Annotated in this window: 18 protein-coding genes and 2 tRNA genes; 6 read left to right on the forward strand and 14 right to left on the reverse strand. The window is 48.5% G+C overall.

What is annotated here, in order from left to right; all coding sequences use genetic code 11:
• Positions 1–215 precede the first annotated feature (215 nt).
• From T502_RS01280 to T502_RS01290, 3 genes are all read left to right on the forward strand, one after another.
• Positions 216–644, forward strand: coding sequence for a hypothetical protein (locus tag T502_RS01280; protein ID WP_042705260.1), 429 nt, complete (start codon positions 216–218; stop codon positions 642–644).
• Positions 645–840: 196 nt separating this feature from the next.
• Positions 841–1233 (forward strand): hypothetical protein, encoded by a 393-nt coding sequence (locus T502_RS01285; protein ID WP_042705261.1) that lies wholly within the window; start codon positions 841–843, stop codon positions 1231–1233.
• A 231-nt stretch (positions 1234–1464) separates the two neighbouring features.
• The gene (locus T502_RS01290; protein ID WP_042705262.1) at positions 1465–1860 is read left to right on the forward strand and encodes a hypothetical protein; all 396 of its coding nucleotides are present in this window, start codon (positions 1465–1467) and stop codon (positions 1858–1860) included.
• Positions 1861–1957: 97 nt separating this feature from the next.
• Here T502_RS01290 and T502_RS01295 read toward each other — a convergent pair.
• A tRNA-Val gene (locus tag T502_RS01295) sits at positions 1958–2031 on the reverse strand.
• A gap of 161 nt (positions 2032–2192) precedes the next feature.
• Between T502_RS01295 and T502_RS01300 the strand changes: the two genes are divergently transcribed.
• Positions 2193–3563 (forward strand): MFS transporter, encoded by a 1371-nt coding sequence (locus T502_RS01300; RefSeq protein WP_042705263.1) that lies wholly within the window; start codon positions 2193–2195, stop codon positions 3561–3563.
• Between the two features lie 173 nt (positions 3564–3736).
• Here T502_RS01300 and T502_RS01305 read toward each other — a convergent pair.
• Positions 3737–3807: transfer RNA gene (locus T502_RS01305), tRNA-Gly, on the reverse strand.
• A 157-nt stretch (positions 3808–3964) separates the two neighbouring features.
• Positions 3965–4867, reverse strand: coding sequence for a zinc metalloprotease HtpX (htpX, locus tag T502_RS01310; RefSeq protein ID WP_042705264.1), 903 nt, complete (start codon positions 4865–4867; stop codon positions 3965–3967).
• A gap of 152 nt (positions 4868–5019) precedes the next feature.
• Here htpX and T502_RS01315 point away from each other — a divergent pair, with 152 nt between their 5' ends.
• Positions 5020–5688 (forward strand): putative phosphothreonine lyase domain-containing protein, encoded by a 669-nt coding sequence (locus tag T502_RS01315; protein ID WP_042705265.1) that lies wholly within the window; start codon positions 5020–5022, stop codon positions 5686–5688.
• 117 nt (positions 5689–5805) lie between these two features.
• Here T502_RS01315 and T502_RS01320 read toward each other — a convergent pair whose 3' ends face one another.
• From T502_RS01320 to T502_RS01375, 11 genes are all read right to left on the reverse strand, one after another.
• Positions 5806–5952, reverse strand: coding sequence for a 50S ribosomal protein L40e (locus T502_RS01320; protein ID WP_042705266.1), 147 nt, complete (start codon positions 5950–5952; stop codon positions 5806–5808).
• 183 nt (positions 5953–6135) lie between these two features.
• Positions 6136–6687, reverse strand: coding sequence for an XTP/dITP diphosphatase (locus tag T502_RS01325; protein WP_042705267.1), 552 nt, complete (start codon positions 6685–6687; stop codon positions 6136–6138).
• 347 nt (positions 6688–7034) lie between these two features.
• Positions 7035–8567, reverse strand: coding sequence for an MATE family efflux transporter (locus T502_RS01330; RefSeq protein ID WP_245597730.1), 1533 nt, complete (start codon positions 8565–8567; stop codon positions 7035–7037).
• Between the two features lie 561 nt (positions 8568–9128).
• Positions 9129–10748 (reverse strand): bifunctional N(6)-L-threonylcarbamoyladenine synthase/serine/threonine protein kinase, encoded by a 1620-nt coding sequence (locus tag T502_RS01340; protein ID WP_042705269.1) that lies wholly within the window; start codon positions 10746–10748, stop codon positions 9129–9131.
• Positions 10749–10761: 13 nt separating this feature from the next.
• Positions 10762–10944, reverse strand: a complete 183-nt coding sequence (locus T502_RS01345) for a 30S ribosomal protein S27ae (protein WP_042705270.1) — start codon at positions 10942–10944, stop codon at positions 10762–10764.
• Between the two features lie 2 nt (positions 10945–10946).
• Positions 10947–11249, reverse strand: coding sequence for a 30S ribosomal protein S24e (locus T502_RS01350; RefSeq protein WP_042705271.1), 303 nt, complete (start codon positions 11247–11249; stop codon positions 10947–10949).
• A gap of 90 nt (positions 11250–11339) precedes the next feature.
• Positions 11340–11879 carry a GTP-dependent dephospho-CoA kinase family protein gene (locus T502_RS01355; protein ID WP_042705272.1) on the reverse strand — a complete coding sequence of 180 codons (540 nt, stop codon included), beginning with the start codon at positions 11877–11879 and terminating at the stop codon, positions 11340–11342.
• A gap of 26 nt (positions 11880–11905) precedes the next feature.
• Positions 11906–12109, reverse strand: a complete 204-nt coding sequence (spt4, locus tag T502_RS01360; protein WP_042705273.1) for a transcription elongation factor subunit Spt4 — start codon at positions 12107–12109, stop codon at positions 11906–11908.
• Positions 12093–12671, reverse strand: a complete 579-nt coding sequence (locus tag T502_RS01365; protein ID WP_042705274.1) for a DNA-directed RNA polymerase — start codon at positions 12669–12671, stop codon at positions 12093–12095. The genes spt4 and T502_RS01365 overlap by 17 nt, the downstream gene beginning before the upstream one ends.
• 205 nt (positions 12672–12876) lie before the next feature.
• Positions 12877–13293, reverse strand: coding sequence for a type II toxin-antitoxin system VapC family toxin (locus T502_RS01370; protein WP_052359054.1), 417 nt, complete (start codon positions 13291–13293; stop codon positions 12877–12879).
• Positions 13294–13365: 72 nt separating this feature from the next.
• The gene (locus tag T502_RS01375; protein ID WP_042705275.1) at positions 13366–14610 is read right to left on the reverse strand and encodes a translation initiation factor IF-2 subunit gamma; all 1245 of its coding nucleotides are present in this window, start codon (positions 14608–14610) and stop codon (positions 13366–13368) included.
• Between the two features lie 429 nt (positions 14611–15039).
• Here T502_RS01375 and nikR point away from each other — a divergent pair, with 429 nt between their 5' ends.
• Positions 15040–15483, forward strand: coding sequence for a nickel-responsive transcriptional regulator NikR (gene nikR / locus T502_RS01385; RefSeq protein WP_042705277.1), 444 nt, complete (start codon positions 15040–15042; stop codon positions 15481–15483).
• Positions 15484–15633: the final 150 nt, after the last annotated feature.

Genomic DNA, 15633 nt, shown 5'->3' on the forward strand with positions numbered 1-15633 from the left:
AAGGGGTTGAACGGGTATATACAATGGGGACATAACCTTACAACAACATTACAAGAACCTTATATTTTTTTGAGGAACCTGACCAAAACTGTGCCATTACTGTTTCACAACCTCGTCAAACCTAATCGCAACCTCGTCAATACTCATCAATTACTCATCAAAATCAGAATGCAATCAACGAAAAAAATTTATTTAAACGACGAATATTTTTAATCATGAAGAAATTAGCATTAATACTCGGACTTTCGGTAATTGCCTTAGTACTTGCATGCGGTTGTACGACTACGTCCACGTCCTCATCCTCATCTTCGGTCAGTATAACGCTTCCTTCCGAGGTCGTCATAACCGGAACATGGGAGATCAACAAAGAAGACCTGTCTTCGAATCCCATGCCCATCGAAATCGAATTGGATGCCCTCAATCAGGGCAAATCCGATGCAAAGAATGTTCAGGCAGACATAGTATTCACCTATGACGATAAGACGATACTGACAGAAAAGGCAGACATCGGAGATATATCGGCAGGAAATTCAAAAGAATTCAAAGCGAAATATATGCTTGACATTCCGGAGACCTTCGACAGAACCAAATTCGACATGACCATAAGCAACATTTACGTCGACGGTCAAAGCCTGAATGAGTAAATAATTCGTCGAAACAATCCGAAATTATTCAAAACATCAAAACTCTTTTTTTGGCATTTTTATTTTTGCGACATTCCGATTGACCTAAACAGCGCCGCAATCCTCATCGAATCGGTATGCAATCAACATAAGCAATTTATTCATCGGACGAACATTTATACGCATGAAGAAAACTGCATTGATACTCGGAGTTTTGTTGATTGCGTTAGTCCTCGCCTGCGGTTGTACGACCACGTCAACATCTTCGTCCACGGTCAGTGTCACGGGACCGACCGTGATAGCCGTAGACGGAACCTTTAAAGTTCTCGAAGCAGACGAGTCAAAAAATCCCACACCCTTTGAAGTCGATTTGATCGCCGAAAACAGGGGTAATTACGATGCGGATAACGTTAAGGCAGAGATTATCATCATCTACGACGGCGAACAGATACTGACCGATATGGCAGAATTCGGATATATCCAGAAAGGCAAATCAAACAATCTCCAGAAATCCTATGATCTGACTCATCCGGATGCCTTCGACTTTGATAAACTAAGGATGAAGGTCGGCAAAATATATGCCAACGGAGAATTACTGGTTGAGCCATAATAATATCAAAACAGATAACGAAAAAGAAACAAAATAACAACAAAACTTCTTTTTTTTCAATTCTTCAGCGATTAAATTTCATAATAAGAATGACACATAGCAGATACATCTCATATTTAGAACAGTTTCCATCATTGTAAATTTAGATAAGTCAAAGGTTTTTTTTCGCCAGTGCAATTGATTTACGAGATTGACGAAACATATATCACTATCCAATAAATATTAAAAAACATGAAAACAAAAGAGTTGGTTTTGGGACTGTTAGTAGTTTCTTTAATCCTATCGTGTGGATGTGCTGACGTTGTTGGGGGATATATACAGATATCTGTAAACGGAAACTGGCAAGTAACTGGATTTGATGCACTAAAGAACCCCATGCCTGTTAAAACAGAATTAACTGCCGTTAATCAAGGCACCGCTGATGCAAAAGATGTTCGAGTAGATGTTATTTTCCTATATAATAATAAACAGATACTGAAGGAACAGGCATACTTCGGCATTATACAAGCAGGAGACGCAAAAACAATACAGTCAACATTTTTCCTAACCCTTCCTGAAAATTTTGACGGAGATAAAATTGAAATGAAATTTGGAGACATTTATTCCGAGGGAGAAAAACTGACATAAAATGTTTGCTTAATTTCATTTTTCTCTTTTATCATGATTATGATGTATTAAAACAAAAATACATTCAAAAATTCATTCATTGAAGTCATAAAAAAAATGGACCCGGGGGGATTCGAACCCTCGATCTCTGCCGTGTGAAGGCAACGTCCTAACCAGCTAGACCACAGGTCCCTGCATAACTCGGTTCGCGGCAGATCAAGTCACTGCATATATGCGACTTATCCGCGTCACCGCGAACAACAATATTCATTGCAGTTATCTCATATTAGATTTTTTCATTATTCACGCCCGCATCAGTGAATATTTATTTTTCAACGACAATTCAAACAGTAATGAGAGATGAAGACAGGCTGATACTCTCGGCAACGACGATAACCGCTTTCATGACGCCGTTCATGGGTTCCTCCATCAATCTCGCAATTCCCGCAATGGGACTGGAATTTTCGGGAAGCGTCCTGCTCCTCTCGTGGATAGTATCCGCCTATCTTCTTACATCGGCGCTCTTCATAGTCCCCATGGGACGCTTTGCCGACATGCGCGGACGCTGGAAGATATTCGAAGCCGGTATCCTGCTCTTTGCCTTAAGCTCGCTCATATGCATGCTTGCCCCGTCCGCCGCCGTACTGATACTTGGCAGAATCGTTCAGGGTATCGGCAGCGCAATGATATTCGCAACCGCGATTGCCATCATCGCCGTCCATATCCCCAGAGAACACCGCGGATACGCACTCGGCATCAACGTCGCCGGCGTCTACCTCGGAACCACACTCGGACCCTTCCTCGGCGGCTTCCTTACCGAATATTTCGGCTGGAGAAGTCTCTTTCTCTTCACCATAATTATCTCGGTAATCGCCATGGCAATGACCCTTCATGTCGCCAAAGGCTTTAAGGAAGAGAAGAGTGCGGAAAAATTCGACACACTCGGCTCGGTGATATATGCGGCGATGATTCTTAGCGCAATGCTTGCCGTAAGCATAATCTCGCAGGCAAGCATACCGCTCTTTATCGCCGCCGTCATCCTCTTTGCGGCATTCTACAGGTACGAACTCCGCCACGAAAACCCCGTATTCCAAATAAAACTCTTCAGGGGCAATAAGAGATTCACTTACTCGAATCTGGCGGCGCTGATAAACTACAGCTCGACATTCGCCATCAGCTTCTTCTTCAGCATCTACCTTCAGACGGTCAGAGGATTCGATCCCATGATCTCCGGCATGCTCCTTATCTCACAGCCCGTTTTCCAGATGATATTCTCGATATATATCGGCAAACTCTCCGACAAATACGACTCGGGAATGCTGGCAGCCTTCGGAATGGGTCTTATCACGGTAAGTCTGATTACCTTCATCTTCATAACCGCGGATACGCCGGTATGGATACTCATGATTGCGCTCTGCATCACGGGAATAGGATACGGCTGTTTCTCGGCGCCGAACACCCATACGGTAATGGACAGCGTCGAAGACAGATCATCGGGCGTGGCATCCGGCGTCTTAAGCACAATGCGGGTCTCGGGCATGATGATCTCGATGGCGCTCGCATCCCTCGTATTCTCCATCGGCGTCGGATCCGCCGTCCTCGCGGAAGCCGATCACACGGCACTGGTATCCTCGATAAATCTCGGATTTATCCTGTTCTTCTTCCTCGGCATAATCGGCACATGCTCGGCGCTGATATCCTATAAGTCGCCAAAACGGGCATAAGGATCTCGGACATAAAGGCATAAGCACGGAATAACGACAAAACGAGCAGCAAATAACCAGCAGATATACATCAAAGAGCCATATAAAGCGCAACTGAACAGAGAACAAACAAAAAGAACACAGAACAAACAAAAAAACAGAATATTATATTCCGGTTAAATGACTTTTTTGAGTGCACCGACCGGGAATTGAACCCGGGCTATTGGCTTGGAAGGCCAAAGTCATGCCACTAGACCATCGGTGCAAACACAATCGACTTGTGCCATTATAGATTGAAGTTTCTTCTTATTAATTCTTCTTATTGGCAATACTCACAAAAATACTGCCGAAAACACGGCTGAAAATATCAAAACAGGAAATATCAAAAATATTAAAATATAAAAAAGGGATTTGTATCGGCGTCAGTATCCGCGCATCTCGGATTCAATCTTCTCAAGCGCCGCAACACGTCTCTCGAGGGACGGGTGCGTCGATAAAATCTCCATCAGGCTCTTTCCCGTAAGAGCCGGAATGATAAAGAACGCGTTTGCGCCCGCGACTTCCTGCTTGTACTTCTCGGGAACGCTGTCCATTCTGCCGCTGATCTTGTTGAGCGCCGAGATAAGCGCACGCGGATTGCGCGTGATGACCGCACTTCCCCTGTCCGCAGCAAACTCGCGGTATCTTGAGAGAAGAAGCATAAGAAGCGTCGAGACAATCCAGACCGCGATTGCAACAATGAACATGATAATCCATGCCCCGTTATTGTTGCGTCCGTCGAGAATGTTCATAAAGAACGCATTGTGGATAATAATCGACGCAACCATTGCAATGAAACTTGCAATAGTCATCGTCAGGATATCGCGGTTCTTGACATGCGAAAGTTCGTGCGCCATGACCGCTTCAAGCTCTTCCTCGGTCAGAAGTCTCATGATTGAGTCGGTAGCGGCAACAACCGCATGGCTCGGGCTTCTTCCCGTCGCAAACGCGTTAGGAACCGACGACGGCATGATGGCAATCCTCGGCATCGGCAGATTCGCCTCCGTGCAGAGCTTGCGAATCATACGGTGAAACTCGGGATACTCGTTTTCTTCGACGATCTTGGCGCGGGTCGTCATCAGCACAAGCTTATCGGAGAAGAAGTACTGGGCAAACGCCATCACGAACGCAAGACCTATCAGCAGATAAAAGTGTCCCGGGAAGAGGAGGTTGATTACACCTATAAAGAAGATATAGACTAAGAGAATCAGAATCCATGTAAGAAAAACACGTCCCGTAAGACCCCAGTCTCTCTTCCATTGATTTGTACTGCTTACATTGAACATATGTACAATATAATTTGCGTATCATTGTTTAAATACATCATTACGTTATCAAACGGCATTACGGCGCCCGGGATGACGTCCGAGATTACCCCCAGATCTCGCCGTGATACGAATCGAAATATTTTAGAGAATAATCTCAGATACTCATTATCATGGAGGAAGATGCAGAGATCGAAAGTCTGGGTGATGCCGCCTACGGTATCTTCGAGATTTTCTTAAATCGGGGACTTAAAGAACGCGGACGCTATCTTTTCGAGAGAGTCGAGAGCAATGAGGATTTCTTTGCCGACTTTAAGAGCATCTTCCTTGAATTCGAGCGCGACTACGGAATGCTTGCCGACGCTCTCACGGAGAACTTCGAATCCGTGGAAGCCCTGTATGAGAATTTCCGCGCCGGCGAAGGCGTAATCCCCTCAAAGACACACAGGATGTACTGGATTGTTCAGGACGCACCCGAAAAGACCGCATCCCCCGCACCCGCAGGTCCGGACGAAGACGACAAGGGCGGCAAATGGCTGGTCTTTGCCGATGCCGCCGAAGCCGACGAACTCTGGAGAAAGATTCGTGACGCCACCGCCGCAAACAATCTCGGCATCTGGGCAAAAGTCTCGACAGCAAAAGCACTGCCAGAATCGGACGACAACAGGGTCGTAATCTATGTTAGCACGGCAGACTGGTCGGACGAGAAGGACGTCATGGAAATCCGCGAAAAACTGAGAGCCTTGGGCGTCGAGAAAAGAATCGGCTACAAGAGAAACATCGAGACCTATCAGGGCGAATACTCCGAAGGCGGCAAAAAAGTCACTTACTACAGCGCTTAACAGTGCATAATTCAGTGCATAATTTTCGCGATAAATTAGATTGAAGATCGGATCGTGCTGATCAAATCCAAAAAAATATTTGCGGGGATTTTCCGTGAAAACCCGCCAAAATAAGAATTATGCTTTTCTCTCTTTGTTCTTCGGTCTGAGATTGTCCGAGCCGCACTTGCGGCATGTCTTTGCACGCTTTGCATTCCTTGCATTGCATTTCATACAGACCTGCACATCAAGGAGTCTTGCTTCTGCTTCCGGGAATTTTGCCATATTATATACCCCTGAGTTAACTTTCAGTTCTATATACAACGACGTATACGATATTAAGATTTTTGGAACGGCGGTTTCAAAATCTGTGACTGACAAAAATTCCGCCCGAAAAATACCGTTAAATATCCGCAAAAAATCTGCAAAAATACGCAAAAAAATGTTTCGATGAAAATGGCGGGGGAATTATGCGCGGTTTTGCACATACCACTTCTTGAACTCGGTGAGCGCACGCGCCCTGTGCGAGATCATGGACTTCTCTTTGAGACCTATCTCGGCAAAAGTCCTGCCTTCATACTCGAATATCGGGTCGTATCCGAAGCCGTTGCTTCCGCGCGGCACCTTGGTTACCTTTCCCTTTACCTCGCCCTCGAATACGAATATCCCTTCGGAATCGGCATAGGCAATCGCCGTCACGAAAGTGCCGTTTCTGTCGGGAAGTCCCGCAAGAAGCGAGAGAATGCCCGAGATGCCAATCGTATCCAGCACATAAGCCGAATATGCCCCCGGGAAACCCTTGAAAGCGTTGATGAAGAATCCCGTGTCATCGACGATAACGGGCTTTTTCAGGAGTTCGTAGGCTTCATGCGCCTTGAAACGCGCAATCTGCCCCACGTCGTCGCTCTGAATCTCGGTAAGATCCATATTGATGTGATCGACGCTGCATATTCCCTCGAAGAATGCCGCGACTTCACGTGCCTTATTCTCGTTTCCGGTCACCACTGTGATCTCATTCATATATCTCCTCGACCTGCCCCTGTTTTTATAATTTTTAAAATGCCGTTATAAGATATAAAATTATACCAAAAAACAATAGGTATTCGATCGAAAATCCTAAAATTTATGAAATACACGCTGTGAACTTAAGAGAATCCCACAGGAATTAACCGACATGTGCCCGTATAAAATCAAAAAACACAATATTCTGAGAAATATTTAGAAAAAAATATGATTTTCGGATTTGTCATATTTGTTATGCGCCGAGATATAAAAAATTCACACCATTGCCTAAATTATGATCACGCGGTAAATCATGCAAGATTAATTACGCTGACAAATACCGAAACAATACCGGATTCCGGCAATTATACCGCAGCGCCAGCCTCATCCCGTCGAAGCGTCTCCCGAATCTTAAAACGGACATAGAGATACGACCAGACAAATGCGACGGAATCGCCGATGATGTAGCCCAGAACACATCCCCACCAGACGCCGTACTGTCCGAGCCCCATGAATTTTCCGAGAAGGAAGGCGAATATTGCCACAAAGACAACCTCGCGGCAGATACTGATGCACAGCGAAGTTCCGCCCTTGCCGATACCCTGAAATAGCGAATTCGCCATAAGCCCCAGCGCCGAGAACGGATAGTAAAGGCACATAATCTGCATGAAAAATACGAAATCGCCGATAAGATGCGCTCCGCCCTCGGTATAGGTGAAGAGATACGCGATGTTAGGCGCAAACACATATGTGAACGCACCTATGACCGCGCTTATCACGATACCCATTCCGACGCCGTAAAGAAGCGTAATCCTGAGATTGTCGTATCTGCCGGCGCCGAAGTTCGCACCGTAGACCGAGATTGCCGCAGTCGCAATCGAGACCAGCGGCACAAGCGCCACCATCACGACCGTCCACGCGCTCGTGTAGACCGCGACCGCATCTTCGCTGGCGACATCGACAAGGAGCAGATTGATGACAATCACGGCAATCGCGATGAGAAAATACTCCAGGCTTGCGGGAATGCCGACAACGAGCATATCTTTGATGATTTTGCCCTCGAATCTGTAGCAGTTCCAAGAGAATCTGAAATAGGAGTCTTTTCTCACGCAGAACCAGTAGAGCATTACACAGGAGACCGTCGCAACCGAGATTATCGAAGCCCATGCCGCGCCAGCAATCTTCCAGTCCAGCACGTAAATGAAGATCGGGTCAAGGATAATGTTCAAAACAGCCGACGCCGCCATCGCATACATCGGCCGCTTCATATTGCCCTCCGACCTGAAAACAGCGTAACCTATCTCGGTAAACAGGAACATCACCGTTCCCGTAAAGAGAATCTGCGCATAGGTAAACGCCAGATCGATTGTACTTCCCGCTCCAAGGGCAAGCAGAATCGGCTTCAAGAATATAAGCCCGGGTACCGTAATCAGAACCGCGACTGCCGCCGTCAGAATAAACGAGTGCATTGCGGCGTTGTCCGCCCTTACCCTCTCGCCGGCGCCGATAAGCCGCGACAGAAGCGAGTTGACACCGGCGCCTATGCCGGTACCGAGACCCAGAACCATGATGATAAGCGGCACGGTAAATCCGACCGCGGCAAGAGCGTCGCTTCCCAGACCCGCCACCCATACGGCATCGATGAGGTTATAGACCGACATCAGCATCATCGCCGCAATCAGGGGAATCGAGAGCTTTATGAGCGCGATCTTCGGATCGCCGGTGAGAATCTCCACGCCTTCGGTGGTTCCGGCGGTCTCGGGGATTTCGGGAATTTCGGTGATTTCGGGGATTCCGGTTTCCGTCTTCGATTTGCTTTCGCTATCGGCGGCAGGATCGACCACATCTTTCAGATCGCTCTTTTCGCTCTTTTCGCTCATCTCGGTCATCTCGGGCATATACGGCTTCCTTTTAGGATATACGAATCATCCCGGGGAAAAAGGAGTTCTTCGGGATACCAGAATAGATTGGACCGCGACAGATATAAAGATAACAAGATTTACGAACGCAACAAAATTTACGAACGGAAACGACCGGGTTTAGCGAAAAAGAGAATGCCAAAAAACATAAAGATTGGAATAATGATGTTTGATGATTATCGGGAAGCATTGAAGAGTCTGATCATGCCGAATCACATGCGGGGAAAAGCATGCGACAGGTATGATCAAAGATCAAATGAACTGAAATAATCGGATCAGTTCTTGGACTTCTTTGCACCGCCGCAGCCGCATCCGCAGCCGCCGGTTGACTTCTTCTCTTCTTTCTTTTCCTTTTTGTCTTCTGGTTTCTTACATGCCATAAAATATCATAGTCATGCCAAGTATATACGCTTTCTTAACGCGGTAAAAAATAAAAAGCGTATTTTGGGCTTAATTGAAATCCGAGCGAAATATGCCGTTTAATTATGCCTGATTTCGAACGGAAAATAAATGAAATCCTAACCGAAAAACGGTGCGGGATCAGTGCAGATAGCGACCGCGCATCTTTATCTCGTCGACACGCTCCAGAACATCCGCCGCATCTTTAAATGCCGCGGCATAGCCTTCCGAGAATGACTTAAGAAGATGCGACATCTCGGGCGCCGTGCTCTCGAGTGTCCTGAAGAAGACATGCAGATCCACGCCCCTCGACTCAAGCTCGGTCGAATTGTAGGCAAGACCGAAATCGATGACATACGGCTTTGATGCCCCGCTGCCCGTGTCATCCGCGACTATGATATTCGAGGTCGTCAGATCCCCGTGGATGATGCCGCCGGAATGAAGCCTGCCGACCGCAACGCCCGCATTGTAGACGTTTTCGTCATTGAGAACAAGCTTGAGCATGCTGCCGCGGATATTCTCCATAACAATCGAGTCATGCGTAATATCGCGGATAACGGGGGTTGCCACACCGCATCTGCGGGCAAGGGATATCATACGCGCCTCGGCACGCGTCCTCTCGGCAATCAGACGCCTGTCAAGCTCCGCCGTGCGGTAACCCTTCGAAAGACGCCGCTTGAGAACGTTCCTGCCGCCGTCGCAGAGCGTCACGACCGCCTCCGCGCCTCTTGCGTTGCCGCATTCGATGCGGTTTGCACGCTCATAAGAAAGATTGCCCGTATCGCTGCGCCAGCGGACCTCCACATCGTCGGAACGGAAATTCGGATTGACCGCGGAATCCTCCGGAGACAGAGTCTGCCCCGCCTCGAGCATAATCTTCCCCGTATATGCGATCATCGCGCCGTTATCGCCGATATACTTCCGTTCGGGCACATAAAAACTCGCGCCGCGCTCATCGCACATCTCGCCAAGCATCTCCTGAAGACGCCGGTTTGCGCCGACGCCGCCGACGAGCAGCACCTCATCCTTTCCCGAATGGGCAAGCGCCCTCTCGGTAACCTCGACGCACATAGCAAACGCCGTCTCCTGATACCCCGCGCAGACGTCCTCAATCGGCGCTTTCGAGTCCTTCGCCGCCGACATCAGCCCCGAAAACGCCAGATCCATACCCTTCACGGTATACGGAAGACTTATCGGACTGCCCTCTTTTGCATACTTCTCGACGAGCGGACCGCCAGGGTGCGGAAGACCCTTGCTCCTCGCAAACTTGTCTATCGAGTTCCCGAGTCCTATATCCAGAGTCTCGCCGAAAATGCGGTAACGCGATCTCAAAAATCCCAGAACCTGCGTATTTGCACCGCTCGCATAGAGAACAATCGGATCTTTGCAGCCGCAGGCAAACCTGCCTATCTCGACATGCGCAACGCAGTGATTGACGCCGATGAGCGGAACGCCGAGCGTGAGCGCAAGCGTGCGTGCCGCAGTTCCCACCGTCCTCAGACAGGGGCCCAGACCCGGACCCTGCGAGAAGGCTACGCCTGCAATCTTATCGAGATCCGTCTCGGAAAGCGCCTTCGAGACGACTTCCTTTAAGACCGAAGCATGATGCTGCGCCGCTTCGCGGGGGTGGATACCTCCGGATGGCGGACTGTAGGGATTCGAATAAAGAGAGATTAAATCCTCTCCGAAAACAGAGGCACTGAGGTTCCATGCCGTCCCCTCAATTCCAAGTATTTGCCCTTCAGGCACTCCTTCAGGCATTATTCCATATTGTTTAATTGTTGAATTCAGTATAGCCGCACTTGCCGCATGCCAGTCTGTCCTTGTGCTGTGCCATAAAGACACCTGCACCGCAGCGCGGGCAGTTCTTGCGCTGTGCAACAGCCTTGTCGCCCTCAACCTTGTACATCGAGGAGCGCTTTACTGCCGCTGATTTTGCCGGTTTCTTTGCTGCCATATTTATGCCTCTTCCGCAGGTGCAGCTTCCTTAGCCTGACAGCGCTTGACCACATACTCAAGCTCGGTAGCCTTAAGCTCGTCTGCAGATCCGTAAATGCGTGCGGTTCCCTTGATCTCCTGTTTTCCGAACTCGCACTTGAATGAATCGACAACGCATTTCTCCGTCTCGATATTGCGCAGTGCGCAAAGCTTTCCTAAAACATCCTGTCTTGAAGGGGTCGCGCCTTCATATTTAAGGACAAATTCAAGCTCCGTGCGGTTAAGAAGCTTGTTTTCGTTGTCTCTGGTAAATTCAAAGTCCATCGATATCCCTCAAATATTGTCTACCGTTTTATTTAAAACCGATTGAAAAACTTTCTTAAAAGACCGTGCAAATCGATTTTCGATATGCTCTCATCGGGCAGAGTCTGCACAATCCCTTCTCTCGAAATATGAAAAAAGCTCATTTGCCTGTTCTTTTGCCGCATCGTCTATTATTTTGACGACTACGCCCTCACCCGGCTGACCGTAAAATACCGCGCTCTCTGTAGGAAGCATCCTTACAAGCGGAATCACCGCCAGATCCTCCTCGCCGTTGACATGAACGAGCGCGGGCTTTGTGTCCGTTGAGTACGTAGAACATTCTATGGCGCTCTTAAGCGCATCTATCAGTTCATCCGTGATATATCCCGCCGGGTTCGAGACCTCAAAGCGTTTCACGCTCAAAGCCTGCGTGGAGAGGTGCGCATCTCTGAAAGGCACGCGCATAGTGCTCCCGTCTATGACGCAGATACTCGGAATAATGCCTTTTTTGACGATACTCGAAGTAACGACGTCGCCTACGGCATAAAGCCGTCTTTCGCCGGCATACAAAAGAGCGCTCTCGATATCCGGAAAGAGAACTCCGAAAGGAGCCTTAAACCTGACCCGATCTTTCTCAGGCAGATACCACATGATAAAAAAGTATGATGCCGATTCTTTCAGCGGACTTTAAGGGCATACCTGCCCGGCATGTCTATGTTCATCTTCTCAGCAATCTTCGAGTGTTTGGGGTCGACAATATAGAGATATCCCGCCCAGTCCTCGCTTAAGTTCGAACTTCCGCAGGTAACGCATGCCTCGCCGTCGACAACGTGGTGACAGTTGCGGCATACTCTCAGAACCTTTTTAGTTTTTGACGCCATCGGCTACATCTCCGCCATGTAAAAGATCTTCTTCAAGCCACGTGCCCGTACCGAGACCTGCCTGTCTCATCGTAAGACCGACCTTCGACTCGTGCGGGTCGCGCTCGGAAAGACTCAGCGATACGACACGTGCGCGCACGGTATCGCCGACGCTTATCTTCCTCTTGGACTCCTGACAGATGAGAGTGTTGTTCTTCTCGTCGTAATTTATGAAATCGTCGGAGATCTGACTTACGTGAAGCATTGCATCGATGGGTCCGAGAGATACGAATGCACCGAAACTTGTAGTCTCGACGACCTCGCCCTCGATAACCTCCTGCATTGCAAGGCGCAGCACAACCGCGTCGAACTCGACATAGTAGTAGACGGCGCCGTCGCCGGGGATGATGTCGCCCTCGCCGATCTCGTGAATCTCGGTAACGGCAATGAAAATACCTATCTCTTTATCGATACTGCCTTCGAGCTGTCTCTGAAGTTCATCAAGGACAACCGACTTCAAGTCCTCTCCGAGACGTCCCGGGGGCACGCGCACTTTATCCTGAAGTTTAATCTTATAATACATATTTCACCTGTTTTTCATTCAGCGGATTTATGCCGGTCAATCAAGATTCGCGCCGGGCTGCCGCCGCGCCGTCCCGCCGACGTGTCAACGCCGGATTCGGATTGAAATCGGGTCGGATTTCGGTCGGAATTAACGCCGCGCGCGAAGAAATCTTATACCTTCTGCCGGAATGACTCACACCTGCGGAGTCTGATACTGTACTTATTTAGCTTCTGATTATATCAAGTGTCTTCTGGTTGCGAAGAACAATGATATCTATACCGCATCTGCTCAGCTTCTTCTTCAGACCGCGGTCGTTCGTCATGACAATACATCCGGAATTCTCCGCAAACATGACAATCATGTCATCCACGGGCACGGTTTCGCTCGGATTGTCGCAGACCGTGCACCTCTGCGAGAGCCTCAGACCCACTCTTGCCGCGGACGCGCCGCGCCCTCTGCCCTGCGAGAGTCCTTCAAGCTCGTTGACGACACCGCGCAGGGTAATCGGCTCATAACTGCCGATAAGCATCTCGGTCTCGGTGAATACGTCTACGCCGAACTCCCCGGGAATCATGAGCGCATTGGCATCGAAAAGAACGCGCGGCACGCGCGGCATCTCGTCTGAGGTCTGAGTGTCCATAAAAAAATTTGAAATTCCGGATTTATCTTCCGTATTTATCGGAATATCTGATATCGGATTAATCAATCGGAATCAGGATTTGTCTCCGAGGAGAGTTCCCATTCCGATAAGTCTCCAGCGTCCGCCGACCATTCTGCTGATTGCAATGCGCGAGCCGACCTTGACGCAGACCGGTCTCTTGAGATCGACCTCGACGACATCTTTCTTTGCGCCGGCAACAACACCCACCGTGACTGCGGTGCCGACCGAGAGCATGAGCGGCTCCCTGTGCTTTAACGGCTCGATTACGAACTCGTCATCGGCGCCGACAACCCTCTCCATGAGCGAGACCTTGAAGGAGAGCCTGCTCCAGACCGGCGGCAGTTTGCCCTCAAGACCCACGACCTGACCGGAGAGCGCATCGCTCTTTGTGATCGCGGGGTCAAGTTTGGTTCCGATAGCGATAAGACCGCCCGGGGTAGCCTCCGCGATTCTGTTTACACCCGAGTTCGTCGTCGTAATCTTTGTCAGAATCGGCTCCCAGCGGACCTGATTCTCCGTCTCGACCTTTCTGCCCGGGCGAATCTCGATATCGTCGCCCTCTTTAAGGACACCCTGGATGAGCGAGCCGCCGATAACGCCGCCTTTGACATCGCGCCAGTTGCATCCCGGCTTATTGATATCGAAAGATCTTGCGATAAGCATCACGGGATCCTGCGTCGGATCGCGCTTGGGAATCGGGAAGTACTCGTCGATAGCCTGAAGCAGAACGCCGATATTGATTCCTTTCTGTGCGGAAACTGGGATAATCGGCGCATCCTCGGCAATGGTTCCCTTCACGAACTGCTTTATCTGTTTATAGTGAGCAAGTGCCTGATCCTGCGAGACGACATCGATCTTGTTCTGAACAATTATGATATTCTTGATTCCGACAAGCTCCAGAGCCATTAAATGCTCTTTTGTCTGCGGCTGCGGGCATTTTTCGTTCGCGGCAATGACGAGCATGGCGCCGTCCATGATGGCGGAACCCGAGAGCATCGTCGCCATGAGCGTCTCGTGACCGGGTGCGTCGACAAACGAAAATGTTCTGTAGGGAACGGTCTCCGCGCCGCAATGCGGGCAGACTTTCGCGGACGAATAGGCATCCGCGCCCTCACAGTTGGGGCATTTGTATACGGTCGCGTCCGCATATCCTAGGCGTATGGAGATGCCGCGCTTTATCTCTTCGCTGTGTCTGTCCGTCCATTGTCCCGTAATTCCCGCTACAAGAGTGGTTTTACCGTGATCGACATGACCTACAAGACCGATATTTATATCCGGAATAAATTCATTGCTCACTGATTCTCAGACCTCCTTGGATATTGCCGAACCGCAATCAGATTTTGTGGTCGTGCCGCCGGTTTAGGCGGATATGATTGAATAAACCGGATTACACAAAACAGTTCGGAATTAGAAGTTGATTTCTGCAGTAGTGTATGACTGTAAAAGGAATAAAACTTAGCATATTCACTCCAGTAAAACGTAAATGCGCATGTGACTTTGTCACGGATTGCGACGGTTACGGTAAGGTTAAATGTTTGAGGACGAACGATGAAATGTTTGCTAAAAATATATTCGGCGAATATCGACATTTTATGAAAAAATTTTGGGGAACCTATGGAGTGCCTGCACAATAAGTAAGAAAGAATAATATAAATGTACGCAAAAAGTAAAATTATGTTATCAGGGCATGACGTGAGTCCATGATCTCTGATTAAGGTGAAAAATATGGTACATGATTCAGATCTCTCAAGAATAGGCATATCGCTTCCGAAAAATCTTCTCGACAAGTTTGATGAAATACTGAATTTAAGAGGATATTCTTCACGTTCCGAGGGCATACGTGATGCTATCCGAAGTTATATCACATATTATCAGTGGATGTCCGATGTCACCGGCGAACGTCAGGGAGTCATCACCATGGTCTACGATCACGAGCACCGCGGTCTTATGCAGGTCCTTACCGAGATTCAGCACGAGAACATGGATATTATCCAGTCCTCGCTTCACTCCCACGTAAGCCATGACAAATGCCTTGAAATTATCCTCGTCCGCGGCGATGCCGGCGACATCAAGAGGATTGCCGAGACACTTATGGCGCAGAAGGGTGTTGACTCGGTCAAACTCACGACAATACCGATTGAGGACGAAGCACACTCACACTCGCACTGAAATCGGATAAGACTGCAAAACACATCATAATACAAAATAACTCGAATAAGTTAAAAACAGCATTAAAAATACTTTTTTTCAAAGTATTGCCATTTTCAAATTATGTCATTTTCAAATTATGTTATTTTCAAATTATTGCCATAACAGATA

The sequence above is a fragment of the Methanomicrobium mobile BP genome, assembly GCF_000711215.1.
GTDB lineage: Archaea > Halobacteriota > Methanomicrobia > Methanomicrobiales > Methanomicrobiaceae > Methanomicrobium > Methanomicrobium mobile.

Excerpts from the sequence above, each read along its gene's own strand:
- spt4 (WP_042705273.1), bottom strand. The coding sequence starts at position 12,109 with ATGGCGTCAAAAACTAAAAAGGTTCTGAGAGTATGCCGCAACTGTCAC.
- T502_RS01350 (WP_042705271.1), bottom strand. The coding sequence starts at position 11,249 with ATGGACTTTGAATTTACCAGAGACAACGAAAACAAGCTTCTTAACCGC.
- T502_RS01365 (WP_042705274.1), bottom strand. The coding sequence starts at position 12,671 with ATGTATTATAAGATTAAACTTCAGGATAAAGTGCGCGTGCCCCCGGGA.
- T502_RS01330 (WP_245597730.1), bottom strand. The coding sequence starts at position 8,567 with ATGCCCGAGATGACCGAGATGAGCGAAAAGAGCGAAAAGAGCGATCTG.
- T502_RS01280 (WP_042705260.1), top strand. The coding sequence starts at position 216 with ATGAAGAAATTAGCATTAATACTCGGACTTTCGGTAATTGCCTTAGTA.
- T502_RS01320 (WP_042705266.1), bottom strand. The coding sequence starts at position 5,952 with ATGGCAAAATTCCCGGAAGCAGAAGCAAGACTCCTTGATGTGCAGGTC.
- T502_RS01325 (WP_042705267.1), bottom strand. The coding sequence starts at position 6,687 with ATGAATGAGATCACAGTGGTGACCGGAAACGAGAATAAGGCACGTGAA.
- T502_RS01290 (WP_042705262.1), top strand. The coding sequence starts at position 1,465 with ATGAAAACAAAAGAGTTGGTTTTGGGACTGTTAGTAGTTTCTTTAATC.
- nikR (WP_042705277.1), top strand. The coding sequence starts at position 15,040 with ATGGTACATGATTCAGATCTCTCAAGAATAGGCATATCGCTTCCGAAA.
- T502_RS01355 (WP_042705272.1), bottom strand. The coding sequence starts at position 11,879 with ATGTGGTATCTGCCTGAGAAAGATCGGGTCAGGTTTAAGGCTCCTTTC.
- T502_RS01345 (WP_042705270.1), bottom strand. The coding sequence starts at position 10,944 with ATGGCAGCAAAGAAACCGGCAAAATCAGCGGCAGTAAAGCGCTCCTCG.
- T502_RS01300 (WP_042705263.1), top strand. The coding sequence starts at position 2,193 with ATGAGAGATGAAGACAGGCTGATACTCTCGGCAACGACGATAACCGCT.
- htpX (WP_042705264.1), bottom strand. The coding sequence starts at position 4,867 with ATGTTCAATGTAAGCAGTACAAATCAATGGAAGAGAGACTGGGGTCTT.
- T502_RS01370 (WP_052359054.1), bottom strand. The coding sequence starts at position 13,293 with ATGGACACTCAGACCTCAGACGAGATGCCGCGCGTGCCGCGCGTTCTT.
- T502_RS01340 (WP_042705269.1), bottom strand. The coding sequence starts at position 10,748 with ATGCCTGAAGGAGTGCCTGAAGGGCAAATACTTGGAATTGAGGGGACG.
- T502_RS01315 (WP_042705265.1), top strand. The coding sequence starts at position 5,020 with ATGGAGGAAGATGCAGAGATCGAAAGTCTGGGTGATGCCGCCTACGGT.